We start from the raw sequence: 17025 nt of genomic DNA, 5'->3' as shown, positions 1-17025 counted from the left end.
TACCAAATCAAAAGAGGTGGCCAAAATGAGCACAAAAAAAGTATATGGTTTTCTATCACAAATATTCGTTTTTTCAGCTATTATGTTAGTTTCTAATATTATCTCAACCCATTTACCAATGCCGATGCCTTCATCAGTAATCGGGTTAGTCGTTTTATTTAGTCTATTATGTTTAAAGGTTATTAAATTGGAGCAAGTTGAATCACTCGGAACAGCTTTAACAGGTATTATCGGATTCCTTTTCGTCCCATCAGGTATTTCAGTTATTAACTCTCTTGGTGTAATGAGCCAATATTTCGTACAAATTCTAACTGTAATCGTTGTCGCAACAATTATTTTACTTGCTGTAACAGGTTTATTTGCACAATTCATTTTAGGTAAAGATGACAAAGAAACAAAAGATACAAAAGAGTTGAAAGTTGTAAACAAAGGAAGCAAACACGGAAAAGTCGCGTAACTATTTTAGACCATACATGGTTAGGAGGTAATGAACATGACAAGCACAATGACTCCATATTTCGGAATCGTCGTTTCATTAATTGCATACGGAATCGGAACGTTTTTATTCAAACACTCAAAAGGATTCTTCTTATTTACACCATTATTCGTAGCAATGGTATTAGGGATTGTATTTTTAAAGGTAGGTAACTTTACCTTTGAGGAATATAATACGGGCGGAAAGATGATTAGTTTCTTCTTAGAACCAGCAACAATCGCATTTGCAATTCCATTATATAAACAAGTTGATAAGTTAAAAAAATATTGGTGGCAAATTTTATCGGCTATCGTGGTTGGATCTATTTGTTCAGTGGTTGTTGTGTTCATTGTCGCAAAAGCAATTGGTCTAGATACAGCTGTAATGAACTCAATGTTACCGCAGGCAGCAACAACAGCAATTGCATTACCAATCTCTGAAAGTATCGGTGGTATTCCAGCAATTACATCATTTGCAGTTATCTTTAATGCAGTTATCGTATACGCATTAGGAGCTTTATTCTTAAAAACATTTAGAGTTAAACATCCGATTGCTAAAGGTTTAGCTCTTGGAACAGCGGGACATGCATTAGGGGTTGCTGTAGGGATCGAAATGGGTGAAGTAGAAGCAGCTATGGCAAGTATCGCTGTGACAGTAGTTGGTGTCGTAACAGTGGTGGTTATTCCAATGTTCATGCCGTTTGTTGGATGATAAAACTTACTTAAAAAAAATATAAAAGCAAGCTATTTGTAGGACGGATTTCTACTGATAGCTTGCTTTTTATGTTACAGTAGTGGTAAGACCTATTGAAGAATAAAAGTTTCCTTAAATCTTCATTAATACTGTGCATAATGCGTTTTGAAATAGGTCATTGTATTGTAAAATAAGAAGTAACATAATATATAGCACAATTAACGAGCGGTTAAGGTTGAAGATAAATTGCTCGCAATGGCTTTAATATTAAAGGATAATTATAAGTAGAGAATAGAGAGAGCTACTTGTTAAAGTTTTACTTTATAGGACAGGAGAGAGTACTCGTCGATTATGCAAATAAAAAACCTGTTTCAAAGCAAAGGATTTCAGAGGTTAATCGTATTAGTATTACTTGCTCTCATATTGTATGGGATGCAAAGTATGTTAAATTTAATTTTAATTACGTTTATGTTGACGTATTTAATGGATCGATTCCAAAAGTTTATTTCTCGTAAATTAGATCATTTCATGCCAATTAATCGGAAAATTATTATAGCGCTTTTATATGTAATGTTAGTGGCGGGAATTGCCATTACGCTATTTAAATATTTACCGGTATTAACAATACAAATTTCACAATTGATTTATCAATTCAATGTATTTTTAAGAAATCCACCTGATAGTGAATTAATTAAGTATGCAGTTAATGCTGTGAATCATATGGAGCTTTCTAAATATGTAGGGCAAGGCGTAGACATTTTGTATAAATCTATTACGAATGTTGGGAAATTTGGCCTTCAAGTTTTACTTTCTGTAATTTTGAGCTTATTTTTCTTACTTGAAAAAGCACGTATTGTTGCTTTTACTTCGAAATTTAAAGAAAGTCGACTTGCAATTTTTTATAACGAAATAGAGTATTTCGGAAAGAAATTTGCACGTTCATTCGGAAAAGTAATCGAAGCACAATTTTTAATTGCAATTGTTAACTGTGTTTTATCTGTTATCGCATTATGGATATTAGGATTCCCGCAATTACTAGGTTTAGCATTAATGATTTTCTTGCTTGGTTTAATTCCAGTGGCGGGTGTTATCATCTCGTTATTCCCACTCTGTATGATTGCTTACAATATCGGCGGTATTATGTATGTCGTTTATATTGTAGTTATTGTAACAGTAATTCATTCGCTTGAAAGTTATGTATTAAATCCGAAGTTTATGTCGCAAAAAACAAATTTACCGATTTTCTATACGTTTATGGTATTAATCTTCTCAGAACACTTCTTAGGTGTATGGGGACTAATTATCGGTATTCCTATCTTCATTTTCTTATTAGATGTCTTAGATGTGACAAGTGATGAAATGGAGAAGGACGTTGGAACGAAATAAAGTGAAGCAAGAAATGAACTGTGCCCTATAAAATGGACAATTTAATAAAAAGACCTTTAAAATTATGCACTTAAAAGATGGTTCCGGTATTGTACCGGGGCCATTTTTTTGAGTGTCCATTGATAACAATCATAATTATAATCTTGCATATAATCCTATATTACCTGCCTTTCGAGTTCGTCTAACTTTTTTAAGAATGCCAGTTCCGCTTCTAGAAAAACAATACGAGCTTCTGCTTTCTTTAGCTCGTCATCAGAAGATAACATTTTTGTGGAAGGACGACCAGTACTTCCTTTTCCACGGCGTTCCGTATAGAATCCTTCTTCACCAAATTGTTCATACGTTTTTCTCCAACTTTTCAAACGTTGATTTGTTTTTTTACCAATGATCTCTAAATTGAATCCACTCTCCAAAAAGATTTGATTCGGACCTTTTCCAGCTTTTATTTTAAAATCTGCACAGTAGGTAATAGAACATTCTGATACCTTCACGACATTTTCGTTCTTCTCTAGTTGTTTCATTTGTATTTCATTAAAAATAAGTTTACTCATTTCCCGTACTTCACTTTTATCATTGTTTCCATTCTAACGAGGCATAAGTGTGAAAATACACAAAAACCCCGAATCATGGACTTTTTTAGTGTCCACGATTCGGGGGCAGTTCAATTAAACAAAAAACTTCTTTTTTATTACCTTAAAGACAATTGAACAACTGAATCGATATTCGTATATACAGTTCAATAAATATATTTTATAACCTTAAAATTAAAATCCTTCTGGAAATGCTCTTGCTGCAAATTTGAATGAACCAACACCGCCATTATCATTATATGCAGAGATGGTATATTTTCCACTTGATACCCAATCTGACCAACTATTACTAAAGTAAAGTGTTTTTTGCGCTCCTGGATTTATACTTTCTCGATAAAGCGTATGGCCTGCTGAATTTATAAGTTTATAGTGTAAAGTACTTGGCCCCGTGTTTTGAATCCAGAATTTAAGATCATCGCCAGATTTATTTCAAAAATAACCAGTTCCAGAGCCGTTATTAAAGGAAACTGTTTGACTTCCTAATAATATTGATGAATACATGATGATTGAATCGTTACCATTTCCTGGATTAATTTCTGTTACTTCAGGAGTTTTATTCATGTTCACGTTCGTTTCTGGTACTGATGTTGATGCTGCAGCTGTCCCTGTTCCAATTAAAGATAAAGCGATTGCTGGTAATACTAGTAACTTTTTCATGCCATTAACTCTCCTTTTAAAGTAAATTAATACATTTTATAGTTTTGTTTTCAACAAATGTATTTGCAGTTTTATATTACTAGAATCCAAACTAAAAATAAATATATAAATATAAAGTAAATATTTATTTTACTATTAATAAATAACACTTTCCGTTTTCTAAATTTCTCAAAAACTCATAAATAAAATCCACTTGATCTAATCCATTATAGTCAAATACGTAAAAATCATAGATTAAATATGAAGACTGATTTTAAAATGCCCTTTACAAGGGGTACAGATTAAAAAAGCATCGATATTCGATGCTTTTTCTTTTATAACATGACGTTCCTTATGCCATACTGTAAGGAGAAGATAGAATAGGGGTGAAATAATGGCTGTAAATGAAAAGATAGAGTTAGCTACGTTTGCTGGTGGGTGTTTCTGGTGCATGGTTTCGCCGTTTGAAGAGATGGAAGGGATTATACAGGTTGTTTCAGGCTATACAGGTGGCCATAAAGAGGATCCAACGTATAAGGAAGTGTGCTCGGAAACAACTGGGCATTATGAAGCAGTACAAATTACATTTGATGCAAATAAAATGCCGTATGAAGAGTTGTTAAATATATATTGGAGACAAATTGACCCGACTGATATAGGGGGACAATTCCATGACCGTGGACAGTCTTATGAAACGGTGATTTTTTATCATAATGAAGAACAACATAAAAAGGCAGAGGCTTCAAAAGAAGAGCTCGAGAAAAGTGGGGATTTTTCGAAGCCAATTGCGACAAAAATATTGCCAGCTGCTACGTTTTATCCAGCTGAAGAATATCACCAAGGATATTATAAGAAGAATACATTTCGCTATGAGTTATATCGTAAAGGCTCAGGTCGAGATGCTTTTATTAAACAACATTGGCCAAAGAATAATGCTCATTTAAAAGAAAGATTAAACGAGATGCAGTTTTATGTAACACAGGAAAATGGGACAGAACCGCCTTTTCAAAATGAGTATTGGAATCATAAAGAAGAAGGGCTTTATGTAGATATTGTTTCGGGGGAACCATTATTTACTTCTTTCGATAAGTTCGATAGCGGCTGTGGATGGCCGAGTTTTACGAAACCAGTTATGTCAGCTAGTGTGAAAGAAAAAATGGATGTTAGCCATAATATGACGCGTACGGAAGTGAGAAGTAAAGAAGGAGATTCACATCTTGGGCATGTATTTCCAGACGGCCCAGGACAAAATGGCCTTCGTTATTGTATTAATTCGGCAGCGCTACGCTTTATTCAAAAAGAAGATTTAGAAAAAGAAGGATATGGTGATTTCCTAATCTTGTTTGGGAATAAAAAATAACCTCGCAGTTAGCGAGGTTATTTTTTTATTTTACTTTTTTCTTTTTAAATTTGCTTAATGCTTCATAAACGATTGGAACAATAAGAAGTGTTAATAACGTTGAACTTGTTAATCCACCAATTACTGTTACGCCAAGTCCTTTAGAAATTAAGCCGCTACCTTCAAATCCTAATGCAAGCGGGATAAGAGCCCCGATTGTTGCAATTGCAGTCATTAAAATAGGACGCAGGCGTGTTGTACCAGCTTCTAATAATGCTTCACGTGTTGATAGGCCGTCATTTTCTTTATGAATAACACGGTCAATGAGCACGATTGCGTTCGTTACAACGATACCAATTAGCATAAGAGCCCCAATCATCGCAGATACGCTTAACGTTTCGCCAGAGATTAATAAGGCAACGAGTGCACCAATGATTGTGAATGGTAGCGAGAATAAAATTGCGAATGGTGCAAGGGCACCGCCAAATGTAACAACAAGAACGAAGTATACAATGGCAATCGCAGCTAACATCGCTAAGCCAAGTTGTTTGAATGATTCTTGAATATCTTGTGTAACACCACCCATAGAAACATCTATACCAGAAGGAAGATCCATTTTATCTACTTCTTTTTGAACAGCGGCAGATGCTTTTGAAACGTCATCAGATGTTAGTTTTGCACTAACTTCCGCATAAACACGGCCATCACGATGTGTTACTGTGTTAGAAGTTTCACCTTCTTTTACAGTCATAACATCTTTAACAGCAACTTCATTACCAAGTGGTGTTGTAATTTTACGATTTGTTAAGTCATCGATCGTTTCATAGTTTTGTTTTTCAGTTTCTACATATACATTTATATCTTTATTATCTTTTTTAATTGTTGTAAGAACAGGGCGGTCATGTTGATTAGAAAGTCCCATTCCAATTTGAGCAGCAGTTAGCCCCATTTTACTTAACTTTTCTTGATCAGCGACTAAAGTATATTCTGCATATGTTTTTGCAACACTAGAGTCTATGTCTTTTAAATCTTTATTTTTCTTCATGATATTTTGAATGTCTTTCACGACAGGCTTAATTTCTTCAGAGCTATCTCCATAAACGTATAGCTTAATTTCGTTACTACCGCCACCTGCTCCGAAATCTTGGTTTTTCCATTCACCTTTTCCAGACATCTTTTGTAAATCTTTAACGACTTGTTCTTTCTCTTTTTCAAAGTTTTTCGTATCGTTATCATATTGAACGAAGAACATCGCTTGATTTGTTTGACCAGGGCTCATTGGGTTTTCGCCGCCTAATGAGAATTGAATCGTTTTGACGTCTTTTTTATCTTGGAAATGCTTTTCAGCTTTCGTTGCAATTTTTTCAACGTCGTCTAACGTTTGACCTGGCTCAGGTTTGTACGTTGCGATAATCATTTTTTCTTCTTCAGATGGTAAGAAGCTGACACCGATGATTGGTACAAGTGCAAGGCTGCCTACTAATAGGAGGACTGTGATACTTGATGTAATAATTTTATGGTTTAACGCCCATTCAAGTATACGTTTATAGCCGTTTGCTAATTTGCTTGGTTTTTCCTCATGATGTACTTCTTTTTCTCTCATGCTTTCCTTCTTAAATAAGGAATGTGCTAGCATCGGCACAATTGTAACTGCCACAAGTAAGGAAGCAAGTAGGGCAAAAACAATTGTTAAAGCAAATGGTAAGAACATTTCACCAATCATGCCCTTTACAAGCCCAAGAGGTAAGAATACAGCGATTGTTACAATTGTAGAAGACATAATCGGGATAAACATTTCTTTCGTAGCTTCACGAATTAAATCTTTCCCACGTAATTTCTCTTCTGATAAAGACATACGTCGGTAAATATTTTCAATAACAACAATTGAGTCATCAACAACGCGTCCAATAGCAACTGTCATTGCTCCAAGTGTCATAATGTTAAGGGTAATATCCATTTGTTTTATTACTAAAACTGCAATTAATAAAGAAAGTGGTATAGAAACGACAGAGATTAGTGTTGTTCGAATGTTTCGCAGGAACAACATAATAATAACAATCGCAAAGATAGCACCGAAAATAGCTTTGCTAAGCATTGTTTCGACTGATTTTTCAATAGGCGCACCTTGATCGAATGTTGAAATAATCTCTAAGTCTTTATATTTTTTCTCAAGGTCTTTTACTTTATCTTTAACTGCATTTACAACATCAACTGTATTCGCATCAGCAGCCTTCACAATTTGAATACCGATTGCTTCTTTTCCATTCGTTCGAGAAATGGATTCTGCTTTTCCAACTTCTTTAATATCAGCAATCTCTTCTAATGTAACCGTTGGTATGCCATTCATAGCGGCCGGATTCATCTGTGGTGCTTGTGTTCCAGCACCAGCATTTTGATTACCTTGACCATTCGGTGATGAAGGGATAGCTGGAATTTTTAATTCTTTTAATGCTTTAATTGTTGTAATGTTACCATCTACAACAACTGATTTTTCCGTATCTTTAAATGTATATAAGCCAAGTGGTAACGATACGTCCGAACCTTTAATCATATTTTTTACGGTATCTTCACTTAAACCTAATTCTTTCATCTTATCTTTTTTGAAGACAAGCTGTACTTCGTCTACTTGTTGACCTGCGATTTGAACAGATGCGACACCATCAAGTCCTTTTAATCCAGGAACAACATTTTTTTCTACATTTTCTGTTAAGGCAGCTAAAGATTCATTTTTACTTGCTACGCTTAATGAAATAACAGGAAAGGCATTAAAGTTTACTCGTGAGACTTTCGGGTCTTTCACACCTTCGGGCAGTTTCACGTTTGCGAGCGATTCTTTAATTTCCGTTTCGGCTTTTTCCATATTTTTATCAAAATCATATTCTACCTGAATAGAAGATGCGTTTTGATAAGATGATGAACTAACAACGTTTACACCACTTAAATTTTGGAGTTGCTCTTCCATTGGTTTTGAAATTTTATCAGCTACTTCTTCTGGTGTAGCACCAGGATAAACCGTAGTTACTGTTACAATAGGCGTTGTAATATCAGGGATTGTTTCTAACTTCATATTCATCCCAGAATAAATGCCTGCAATGGTAACAATAATGGTTAGTAACCAAACCGCGAACTTATTTTTTAACGCGAAATTGATGATTTTGTTCATGTTTGCGCTCCCTTTTTATTGTATTGACCAATCGGTCAGTCTAATACATAATATAACTGACTGATTGGTCAGTCGTCAATGAAAAGAGATGGTATAATAAAGTGAAACTTTAATTAAGTGGAATTTTACTGCCACAAGTAGCGAGATGTATGTAGTATAAGATGCGAGATTAAATTTAGGAGAGAAGATATGAAAGAAAAAGAGCGCTTAATTATAGAGATGGCTATGAAGTTATTTGCGACCAAGGGTGTGAATGCGACATCAGTACAAGAAATCGTCACAGCCTGCGGTATATCAAAAGGGGCTTTTTACTTATATTTTAAATCGAAAGATGAGCTGTTATTAGCAACACTTCGATATTATTATGATAAGATTCAACATAAAATGATGGATATTGAAAAAGAATCGTTATTACCACGTGAAAAATTTGCAAAACAATTGCATTGTCAGTTTACTGATATACAGAAGCATAAGGAATTTATTATTATGCATGCGAGAGAAAATGCTATTCCTTTTAATAAAGAAGTGGAAGAATTTATGATACGGATGAAATTAGAGTCTCACGCATTTTATCGAAATAGTTTGTTGTCTATTTATGGTGACAAGGTTATGCCGTATTTATTGGATTTAGTAATTATGGTGGAAGGGATATGTCGTGGATATTTAGAACTAATTATTTTACAAACACCAGAAATTGATTTGTCCTATGTATCGACGTTTATTTTAAAAAGGGTAGATCATCTAGTAGATGGACTCATAGAATCTTTGGAAGAACCCGTTTTACATGAAGAAAGGCTTGGAGAGTTTTTTTGTAAATCAGAGCTTATTAAGGAACAAGTTAAAGAACATTTTTTAAAAGAAATTATTGTGTTTAAGCGTACATTAGCGGATCAATTAGAAGATGATGAATTGCTTGTTACGCTAGATGTTTTGGAGGCAGAAATGAGATTACCAAATCCAAGGATTCCAGTTATTCAAGGGATGCTGTCTAATTTAGAGGCATATCCAAATTTAAAAGAATTCCGCTTGCGACTTATGGGATATTACAATATAAAAAGGTAACAATGATGTTTTTCATTGTTACCTTTTTTTTATACGTGCACTTTTTCTTTTTTCTGTGCAGTCGCTTCGTTTTCAATGTTAATTGTTTCTTTCACGATATAAATCGGACGGTTTTTACTTTCGTCATAAATACGAGCAATATACTGACCTACAATTCCAAGGCCAAGTAATTGAATGCCGCTAAAGAATGTAATTGCGACCATAATAGATGCCCAACCTGTTTGAGTATCATTTCCGATGATTTTCACAGTAATTGTATACAGTAAGACAATTATGGAAATGAGAACTGATAATAAGCCTAAAGACATAACGATTCGTAACGGTTTTGTCGAAAATGCAATGATTCCATCGGATGCAAACTTAATCATTTTCTTTAATGGATATTTTGTTTCACCAGCAAAGCGCTCATCACGTTCATATTCAACATACGTTTGGCGGAAGCCAACCCAAGACATCATGCCGCGAATAAAGCGATTTCGTTCCGTCATTTGATTAAAAACATCAGCAACTTTGCGATCGATGATTCGGAAATCACCTGTATCTTTTGGAATATCGATATCAGACATATAGTTTAAGAATTTATAGAAATATTTAGCAGTTAACAGTTTAAACCAAGTTTCACCTTTACGTTGTTTACGTTTTGCATAAACAACTTCATATCCTTCTTCCCATTTGGCAATAAGTTCAGGAATAACTTCTGGTGGATCTTGTAAGTCTGCATCTATAATTACAATAGCGTCACCTTTTGCAGCAGCAATACCAGCAGTAACAGCTATTTGATGTCCGAAGTTGCGTGCAAAATTAACAACTTTTGTACGATAATCATTTGCAGATATTTCTGATAGGATTTCCATTGTACGATCTGTACTACCATCGTTTACAAAGACCAATTCATAATTAATATTATTTTGCAGCATAACGGACTTTAAACGATTATAACATTCCTGTGCTACTTCTTCCTCGAAGTACATAGGAACTACAATCGAAATTAATTTTTCCATTTTGTATCCTCCGTAGTTTTAATAAATTGCTTCAATTTTTTAATTAGTAGGGCTTTCGGTTTCATTAAATGTCCAAATTTTATTAAGGAAAAAGTTCATAATCATTCCGACGCCAATTGCAAAGATCTGTGCAATAAATGTATTGAAAGCAAGTTTATCTACTAATATAAACAAACTTAATGTATTAAAAGCTAATACAATTAAATTTACAGTTAGAAATTTGAAAAACACTGACGTGCTTTTATTGCTAGATTTAAACACCCAATTTTTATTCCAGTAGTAGCTATTAGCAACACCAAGTAAATATGAAATGGTATTCGCAACGAGATAATTCATTCCAAGTTTTACTAATATCATGAAGCTAATAATTGTAATGAGTGTATTAAAGATTCCTACTAAACCAAACTTTAAGAGTTTCTCCATAATAGTATCCTCATCTTTATAAAATATATAAATAAAATAGGAAATGTAGAAAAGTTATTCATACATAACAAACACTAATTATAACATAGTTTATACTGAAACGTTAATAAAATTGATTTGCTTTAATTTTACGGGATTTTAAATTTATTTGATATTTTACTTAGAAAAATCCGCTATACAGGTACTTATATTTTTAAAAGTATAGATGATGATTGGCCCGGTGTATGTATACAGCAGTCTTAATACGCTTAATGTACAGTTTGTATGGAACTATTGAAGGTTACTCGAGCACGTATATGGGTTATAATGGAAGTAAAAATGATTATTTTTTGATTTTTCTGTTTAACTGACTAAGTATGTAATTGTTATATTGTATAACTATATCTTTGTATCAATGTTTAAAGGAGTAGATTATATTGGAATTATTTTTAAAAGGGTTATCGACTCTTTCTACACGTGCTGTATACATGATATACGGTGTTTTTTCCTCAATATTAATTATTTTTCAGATACCCAAAAATACAATTATGCAATGATATTAACAGGGGTTGTGCTTTTATGTACAATTGGGGCCTATATCCTTAGAAAATGTTCATCATATCTAGAAAAATTAAATGAGAAAAAATGCTTTTTTGTATTAGTCATTATTTGCTTAGTAGTTAAATTAACATGGGTTCTTATGTACCGAATTGAGCCACTGGTTGATTATGCTACTTTTTATTATACTGCAGAAGCATTAAGGGAAGAATTTGTTATTAATAATAGATATATCGTGTTATTTCCAAATATTTTTGGTTATGCCTCATTTTTAAGTATTTTCTTAAAAATATTTGGAGCTAGTCATATGGTAGCACCTATTGTAAATGTTGTTTTAACTACAATATCAATGGGATTGATATATGTTATATCTAGAAAAATTTGTGGAGTTAAAACAGCAATAACAGCAAGTATTTTGTGGATAGTATTGCCTTCTCAGACGATTTATAACATGTTTGCAATTTCAGAGCCACAATATTGTTATTAATTTGGACGATTATGATTATTGTTCATGAGAAGATTCACAATATAAATATAAAAAAATTAGTGGTGTATTCGATTTTATTAGCGGCACTATTTGCATTAATGAATATGGTACGACCAATTGCAGCAGTTCCAATCATCGCTCTATGCGTGTGGCTTTTTATTGTTGATGAATTCTTGCTGTTTTAGAATAAGGCATTTAACGTTAATAAACATAAGTATCAAAAAACTGCCCCGCAATTTTAGATGGTGTCCAATAATTGCGGGGCAGCATGCGAACCTTTGGAATTGTAGCTTTATCCTTTTGAAACCTTTCTTTTCGAAATAAGACGATAACATAAATACAATCCATATCCTTGAATCATTGTAAAGCTAGGAATAATGAAGTACCGATATCTCGTTTGGTATTCGATTAAGAAATGAACAGTTATGTAACCAATGATTAATAATAAAAATAGTGTGTAATGTGTGTTGTTTTGCTTAGTTACGATGAGATAAAGAAGCGCCAACGTACAAAATAGCATAGCTGTAATATACATATACTTTTCGTATTTCGTAAGGGTGTCTTTTAAAGTAATCATATCAGGGTCTGTTTTTTCTAGCGACAGTAGACTCCACATTGGGGCGGAATCAAAATCTGCCCACATGAGTGTGAACTTATCGCCGAATAAAGATAAAACTTGTTTTGGATCAGCTATTCGCTCTTGAATCAATTTTTTTTCAGCTGCTGTTCGTTCTTCACCAATGTCAAAGGACATAATGTATCCAGCATCTGCTGCAGAATAACCACCCTTTGTTTCGTGATTAAATCCTACTGTAAATTTCCAGAGAGGATCACGGTTAGATAGAGGGTATTGTGTAATTCCAGCAGATATAAATGCATAGCTTACAATGTAATGTACGAGGTAAAAAACGATGAAAATCCCACAAAGTTTTTTAATGGAATTGAAAATGTTTTGTTTTGATTGTCCTAATATACCTTGTAAAAAGATGTAAATAGTTATTGCAATCAAAATGATAGCACCAAGTGGACGCATAAGATCCCCTACTGACAGAGAAAGACCTATAAAAATCCACATATATTTATGACTTAGGCCTTTTGTAACTAATAAATAAAACCCAAGATAAAATAGGAATACAGCAAGGTGTTGATTCGTTAGTACTGAGCTCAGCACAATACTTGGAATATATAATGCATATAGTAGTCCAGCTATTCTTCCAGACCATTCGTTAAATATATGAGAAGTTAGTTTGTAAACTAAGAATGTCGTTCCTGTACAATACAATACATTTAAAAACTTTAGAAGGAAGGGCCCTTCACCAAATAATTTAATAATAAAAGCTTGGTACATTGTAAATCCAAGTTGATAAACCCATGAAGTATAATATGTACTTTGTGCAAAACTAAAATCACCTTTAGTAGCTTGAATGGCACTATTGTACATTACTGCAAAATCAGATTCGATTGGAGTTTGAACATTGAAAACCCAAATTAATCGAATCGAAAAAGCTAAAATGATAAGCGAAATAGTAAATACCATTTTCGACATATATTTATTAGAAATATAGCCGATAAATAAAAGTAAAAGGCCTAGTATAATAATTACTGGGAGTATTATAAGGAGACGTGTATTGGTATATTCTCTAGTCACAACTATTGATTGAAACGTGATCGCTGCAGAAATAATGAGACATAGTATCAATAAACATTTCACAAAAAAGGTATTAAGTTTCAAGAAAAATGTACTTTGCATTATGCTTAAAAACTCCTTATTAATTTTTATGACAATTATAAAGTTAAATCCCTTTACATGTTATTACGATGATGTAAAGGGATGCTTTTAGGTAATTAAGAATTTTCTTGGGCCCATTTTTCTACATCCCAAGTTTTTGTTATCCAACCTTCATAAAATTCTGGTTCGTGACATACAAGAAGAATAGTTCCTTTATATGCCTTCATTGCTTTTTGTAGTTCTTCTTTTGCTGTAACATCAAGGTGATTTGTTGGCTCATCAAAGAGTAACCAGTTACTTTCTTCGCCCATTAGCTTACATAAACGAACTTTTGCCTGTTCGCCACCGCTTAATTGGTTCAGCGGACGAGAGATATGTTCATTTTTTAAACCACATTTCGCTAACATTGCACGTATTTGATGCTGGTCTAAGCTAGGGAATGTATTCCAAACATCATCAATCGGTGTTATATTATCAGCTTTCACTTCTTGTTCGAAGTATGATGGGTTTAAGAAATCACCAAGACTTGTTTTTCCGCTTAATGGTTTGATTTTACCTAGAATCGTTTTTAATAGTGTTGACTTACCTACGCCATTACATCCAACAATTGCAATTTTTTCACCACGTTCAATTGTCATTGTTAATTTTGGTAATAAAGGATGTGTATATCCAATTTCTACATTTTCTCCTTCAAAGACGAATCGGCTACTTGCACGACTTTCTTTAAATGAGAATTCAGGTTTAATAGCTGTTTCAGGACGATCAATACGTTCCATACGATCAAGTTGTTTTTGACGACTTTTTGCACGGCCTGTCGTTGAGTAACGAGCCTTATTTTTGGAAATGAAATCTTCTTGTTTTTTAATAAACTCGCGTTGCTTTTCATAAGCGTTGATATGTTGGTTTTTATTGATCTCTGCTAGCTCTAGGAATTTTTCATATGTCGCTGTATAACGCGTCATCTTTGTGAATTCTAGATGGAAAATAACATCAACACATTTATTCATAAATTCCGTATCATGGGAAATTAATAGGAATGCGTGTGGATATTCTTTTAAATAAGTCGTTAACCAATAAATATGTTCAACGTCTAAATAGTTGGTAGGCTCATCTAATAGTAATACTTCTGGTTGCTCAAGTAGTAACTTTGCAAGTAATACTTTTGTACGTTGTCCACCACTTAATGACGCAACATCACGATCTAAACCAATTGCGTCAATTCCAAGACCACGCGCTGCTTCCTCAATTTTCATATCTAATAAATAGAAACCACCTGCTTCAAGAGCATCTTGTATTTCTGCCATTTGCTCAAGAAGTTCCTCTAACTCTTCTGTTGTAGCAGTTCCCATTTTTTCTGTAACTTCATTTAAAGCTTTTTCTTTTTCAAATAAAGGTAAAAACGCATCTGCTAATACATCACGAATTGTGCGACCAGGTGTTAAAATTGTATGTTGATCTAAGTAACCATAATTTGTACCAGGTGTCCATTCTACACGACCTTCATCGTGAATAAGCTGACCAGTAATTATATTCATAAATGTTGATTTACCAACACCGTTTGCTCCAACTAATCCAACATGCTCTCCTGCGAGTAAGCGCATGGATACGTCTTTAAATAATGTGCGATCACCAAATGTATGACCTAATTTTTCAACAGTTAATAAGCTCATAATGTCCTCCGTTCATTTCTAAATAGTGTCTTGAATCATGATACTAAATTCTTTGATATAATGCTATCATTTCAAAAATGTATATTTTTGAAAAAAAGAAGTTGCATTATTTTGGGAAAAATATATAATAATAATTGAACAGTGGTTAATTAAATCGTGAGGTATAAAAAATGTCGCCAAGAAGAGCAGTCAAACAAGAGTTAACAAGAGAAATGATTATGAATGCAGCCAGAGATTTATTTGTACAGCAAGGATATCAACACACTTCAATGCGTAAAATTGCGACGGAACTAGGTTATAGCCATGGTTCAATTTATTATCATTTTAAAAATAAAGCTGAACTTTTTTATGCAATGGTAGAACAAGACTTTCAATTGCTAAATAAAAAGTTAGATGAGATTAGTAAAAGACACTTATCTCAAGAAGATCAGTTAAAAGCGGTTTTATTTGGTTTTATAGAGTTTGGTTTGAAAAATCAAAGTCATTATGAAATTATGTTTTTAATTAAAGATGATGAGTTAAAGGAATGTCTAGCAGACGGCCCGAATGTTAGTTATGAAAAATTTGCAAAGGTTGTTTTTTCTTTATGTAATAAAAGAATAGATACAATGATGATATGGTCTGTCTTTTTATCATTACATGGGTTTGTAGCGCATTATTGCGGAAGTGGGCAAACATTTGAAGAATTAAAGGGGTTCGCTCAAGCACATGTAGAGTTTATTTCAAAATCGCTTCTAATGTAAGTGATTTTCTTTTTGCTATTAATTGAACATCGGTTAATTAATTGGAGGGGAATTAGGATGAGAAAAGCGTTAGTACTGGGAGCGTCTGGAGCAATGGGATATGCGATTACAAAGGAGTTATGTAATAGAGGAATTGATGTGATTGCTTTTGCAAGAAATAAGAGGAAGCTGGAGAATTTATTTCAAGGAGAAGAACGGATACAAATAGTAGCAGGAGATGTATTTGTAAAAGCGGATATAATGGATAATGCGAAAGACGTAGATGCTATATTCCATGCTATAAATATCCCCTATTCGGATTGGGAAGAGAAGCAACCTAAACTATTAAGAAACATATTGGAAGTAACAAAAGAGAATAATATTAAGTTAGGGATCGTTGATAATATTTATGCATATGGTATGCAAAATCAAGGGCTCGTTAAAGAAGATGCTGAAAAGAAACCTCATACGAAGAAGGGGAAAATTCGATTACAACTTGAAATGATGGCAGTGCGGAGTGGTGTCCAAATGTTTATTGCTCATTTTCCGGATTTTTACGGCCCGAAAGCAGAAAGTACACTCGTTCAGCATACTTTAAATGGCGTACTTGCGAATAAAATATCTAGCTTTGTTGGAGATAAGCGGATTGCGCGTGAGTATATTTTTACGCCAGATGGTGCGAAAGCCATGGTAGAATTAGCGTTACGTGATGAGGCTTATGGGCAACATTGGAATATACCAGGTTGTGGTGTTATTACAGGAGAAGAAATGATTCAACATATACGTGAACTAACGGGATATACAAAACGAGTAATGACTGTAAAAAGGGGTATGATCAAGTTCATTGGTTTATTTGATAAGCAGATGAAAGAATATGTCGAAATGTTATATTTGACAGAAAAACCAGTTATGTTAAGTGGGGAAAAATATGAGGAGCATATAGGTATTCTACCTAAAACTCCATATTATGAAGGATTAAAAGAAACAATTTTATATATGAATAATAATAGTGAATAAAAAAACCGTCCCAAAATACCTTTTGGGACGGTTTTTCTTGTTAATAGGCAGGTTAGTCTTTTTACTCAATAAGAACATAACCCCAGTCCGAAGTT

Annotated in this window: 14 protein-coding genes and 2 pseudogenes; 9 read left to right on the top strand and 7 right to left on the bottom strand. The window is 33.6% G+C overall.

The features are described from left to right. Nucleotides 1-25 precede the first annotated feature (25 nt). From lrgA to JTF23_RS21830, 3 genes are all read left to right on the top strand, one after another. The gene (gene lrgA / locus JTF23_RS21840) at nucleotides 26-457 is read left to right on the top strand and encodes an antiholin-like murein hydrolase modulator LrgA (RefSeq protein ID WP_204209691.1); all 432 of its coding nucleotides are present in this window, start codon (nucleotides 26-28) and stop codon (nucleotides 455-457) included. A gap of 36 nt (nucleotides 458-493) precedes the next feature. Next, entirely contained in the window at nucleotides 494-1186 is a 693-nt protein-coding gene (gene lrgB, locus JTF23_RS21835; RefSeq protein WP_088079793.1) for an antiholin-like protein LrgB, read from the top strand. 333 nt (nucleotides 1187-1519) lie between these two features. Next, nucleotides 1520-2554 (top strand): AI-2E family transporter, encoded by a 1035-nt coding sequence (locus tag JTF23_RS21830; RefSeq protein WP_204209689.1) that lies wholly within the window; start codon nucleotides 1520-1522, stop codon nucleotides 2552-2554. A 155-nt stretch (nucleotides 2555-2709) separates the two neighbouring features. On the opposite strand, the gene JTF23_RS27625 is transcribed toward JTF23_RS21830, so the two are convergent. Together JTF23_RS27625 and JTF23_RS27980 are read right to left on the bottom strand one after the other, a co-directional pair. After that, nucleotides 2710-3105 carry an HTH domain-containing protein gene (locus JTF23_RS27625; RefSeq protein ID WP_213020126.1) on the bottom strand — a complete coding sequence of 132 codons (396 nt, stop codon included), beginning with the start codon at nucleotides 3103-3105 and terminating at the stop codon, nucleotides 2710-2712. 468 nt (nucleotides 3106-3573) lie between these two features. Further along, the gene (locus tag JTF23_RS27980) at nucleotides 3574-3801 is read right to left on the bottom strand and encodes an SH3 domain-containing protein (protein ID WP_252188037.1); all 228 of its coding nucleotides are present in this window, start codon (nucleotides 3799-3801) and stop codon (nucleotides 3574-3576) included. A 373-nt stretch (nucleotides 3802-4174) separates the two neighbouring features. On the opposite strand from JTF23_RS27980, the pseudogene msrA reads away from it, so the two are divergent. Continuing rightward, nucleotides 4175-4642, top strand: a pseudogene (gene msrA / locus JTF23_RS28390) (peptide-methionine (S)-S-oxide reductase MsrA); the annotation flags it as partial. A 45-nt stretch (nucleotides 4643-4687) separates the two neighbouring features. After that, nucleotides 4688-5140: a peptide-methionine (R)-S-oxide reductase MsrB gene (gene msrB, locus JTF23_RS28385; RefSeq protein WP_370458379.1), complete on the top strand. Its 453-nt coding sequence runs from the start codon at nucleotides 4688-4690 to the stop codon at nucleotides 5138-5140. A gap of 25 nt (nucleotides 5141-5165) precedes the next feature. On the opposite strand, the gene JTF23_RS21810 is transcribed toward msrB, so the two are convergent. After that, nucleotides 5166-8282, bottom strand: a complete 3117-nt coding sequence (locus JTF23_RS21810; protein WP_204209687.1) for an efflux RND transporter permease subunit — start codon at nucleotides 8280-8282, stop codon at nucleotides 5166-5168. Nucleotides 8283-8471: 189 nt separating this feature from the next. Between JTF23_RS21810 and JTF23_RS21805 the strand changes: the two genes are divergently transcribed. Beyond that, nucleotides 8472-9344: a TetR/AcrR family transcriptional regulator gene (locus JTF23_RS21805; protein ID WP_204209686.1), complete on the top strand. Its 873-nt coding sequence runs from the start codon at nucleotides 8472-8474 to the stop codon at nucleotides 9342-9344. Nucleotides 9345-9373: 29 nt separating this feature from the next. On the opposite strand, the gene JTF23_RS21800 is transcribed toward JTF23_RS21805, so the two are convergent. Further along, nucleotides 9374-10345 (bottom strand): glycosyltransferase family 2 protein, encoded by a 972-nt coding sequence (locus tag JTF23_RS21800; RefSeq protein WP_204209685.1) that lies wholly within the window; start codon nucleotides 10343-10345, stop codon nucleotides 9374-9376. Nucleotides 10346-10384: 39 nt separating this feature from the next. Next, complete coding sequence (locus tag JTF23_RS21795) at nucleotides 10385-10768, bottom strand: GtrA family protein (RefSeq protein ID WP_078174625.1); 384 nt, start codon at nucleotides 10766-10768, stop codon at nucleotides 10385-10387. Between the two features lie 416 nt (nucleotides 10769-11184). Between JTF23_RS21795 and JTF23_RS21790 the strand changes: the two are divergent. Next, a pseudogene (locus JTF23_RS21790) lies at nucleotides 11185-11959 on the top strand (glycosyltransferase family 39 protein); the annotation flags it as partial. A gap of 125 nt (nucleotides 11960-12084) precedes the next feature. Here the strand turns inward: JTF23_RS21790 and JTF23_RS21785 are convergent. Then, complete coding sequence (locus JTF23_RS21785; protein WP_204209684.1) at nucleotides 12085-13542, bottom strand: glycosyltransferase family 39 protein; 1458 nt, start codon at nucleotides 13540-13542, stop codon at nucleotides 12085-12087. Nucleotides 13543-13637: 95 nt separating this feature from the next. Then, entirely contained in the window at nucleotides 13638-15191 is a 1554-nt protein-coding gene (gene abc-f, locus JTF23_RS21780) for a ribosomal protection-like ABC-F family protein (protein WP_204209683.1), read from the bottom strand. A gap of 170 nt (nucleotides 15192-15361) precedes the next feature. Here abc-f and JTF23_RS21775 point away from each other — a divergent pair, with 170 nt between their 5' ends. Further along, nucleotides 15362-15934 carry a TetR/AcrR family transcriptional regulator gene (locus tag JTF23_RS21775; RefSeq protein ID WP_002159702.1) on the top strand — a complete coding sequence of 191 codons (573 nt, stop codon included), beginning with the start codon at nucleotides 15362-15364 and terminating at the stop codon, nucleotides 15932-15934. A gap of 57 nt (nucleotides 15935-15991) precedes the next feature. Next, a complete protein-coding gene (locus tag JTF23_RS21770) occupies nucleotides 15992-16930 on the top strand; it encodes an SDR family NAD(P)-dependent oxidoreductase (protein ID WP_204209682.1) in 939 nt (312 codons plus the stop codon). Nucleotides 16931-17025 lie beyond the last annotated feature (95 nt).

Origin of the sequence: Bacillus sp. RIT 809 (genome assembly GCF_016892495.1) — a bacterium.
Classification (GTDB): Bacteria; Bacillota; Bacilli; order Bacillales; family Bacillaceae_G; genus Bacillus_A; species Bacillus_A cereus_U.
Note: the sequence above shows the minus strand (reverse complement) of the source record. Positions and strands in the feature narration are given on the sequence as shown.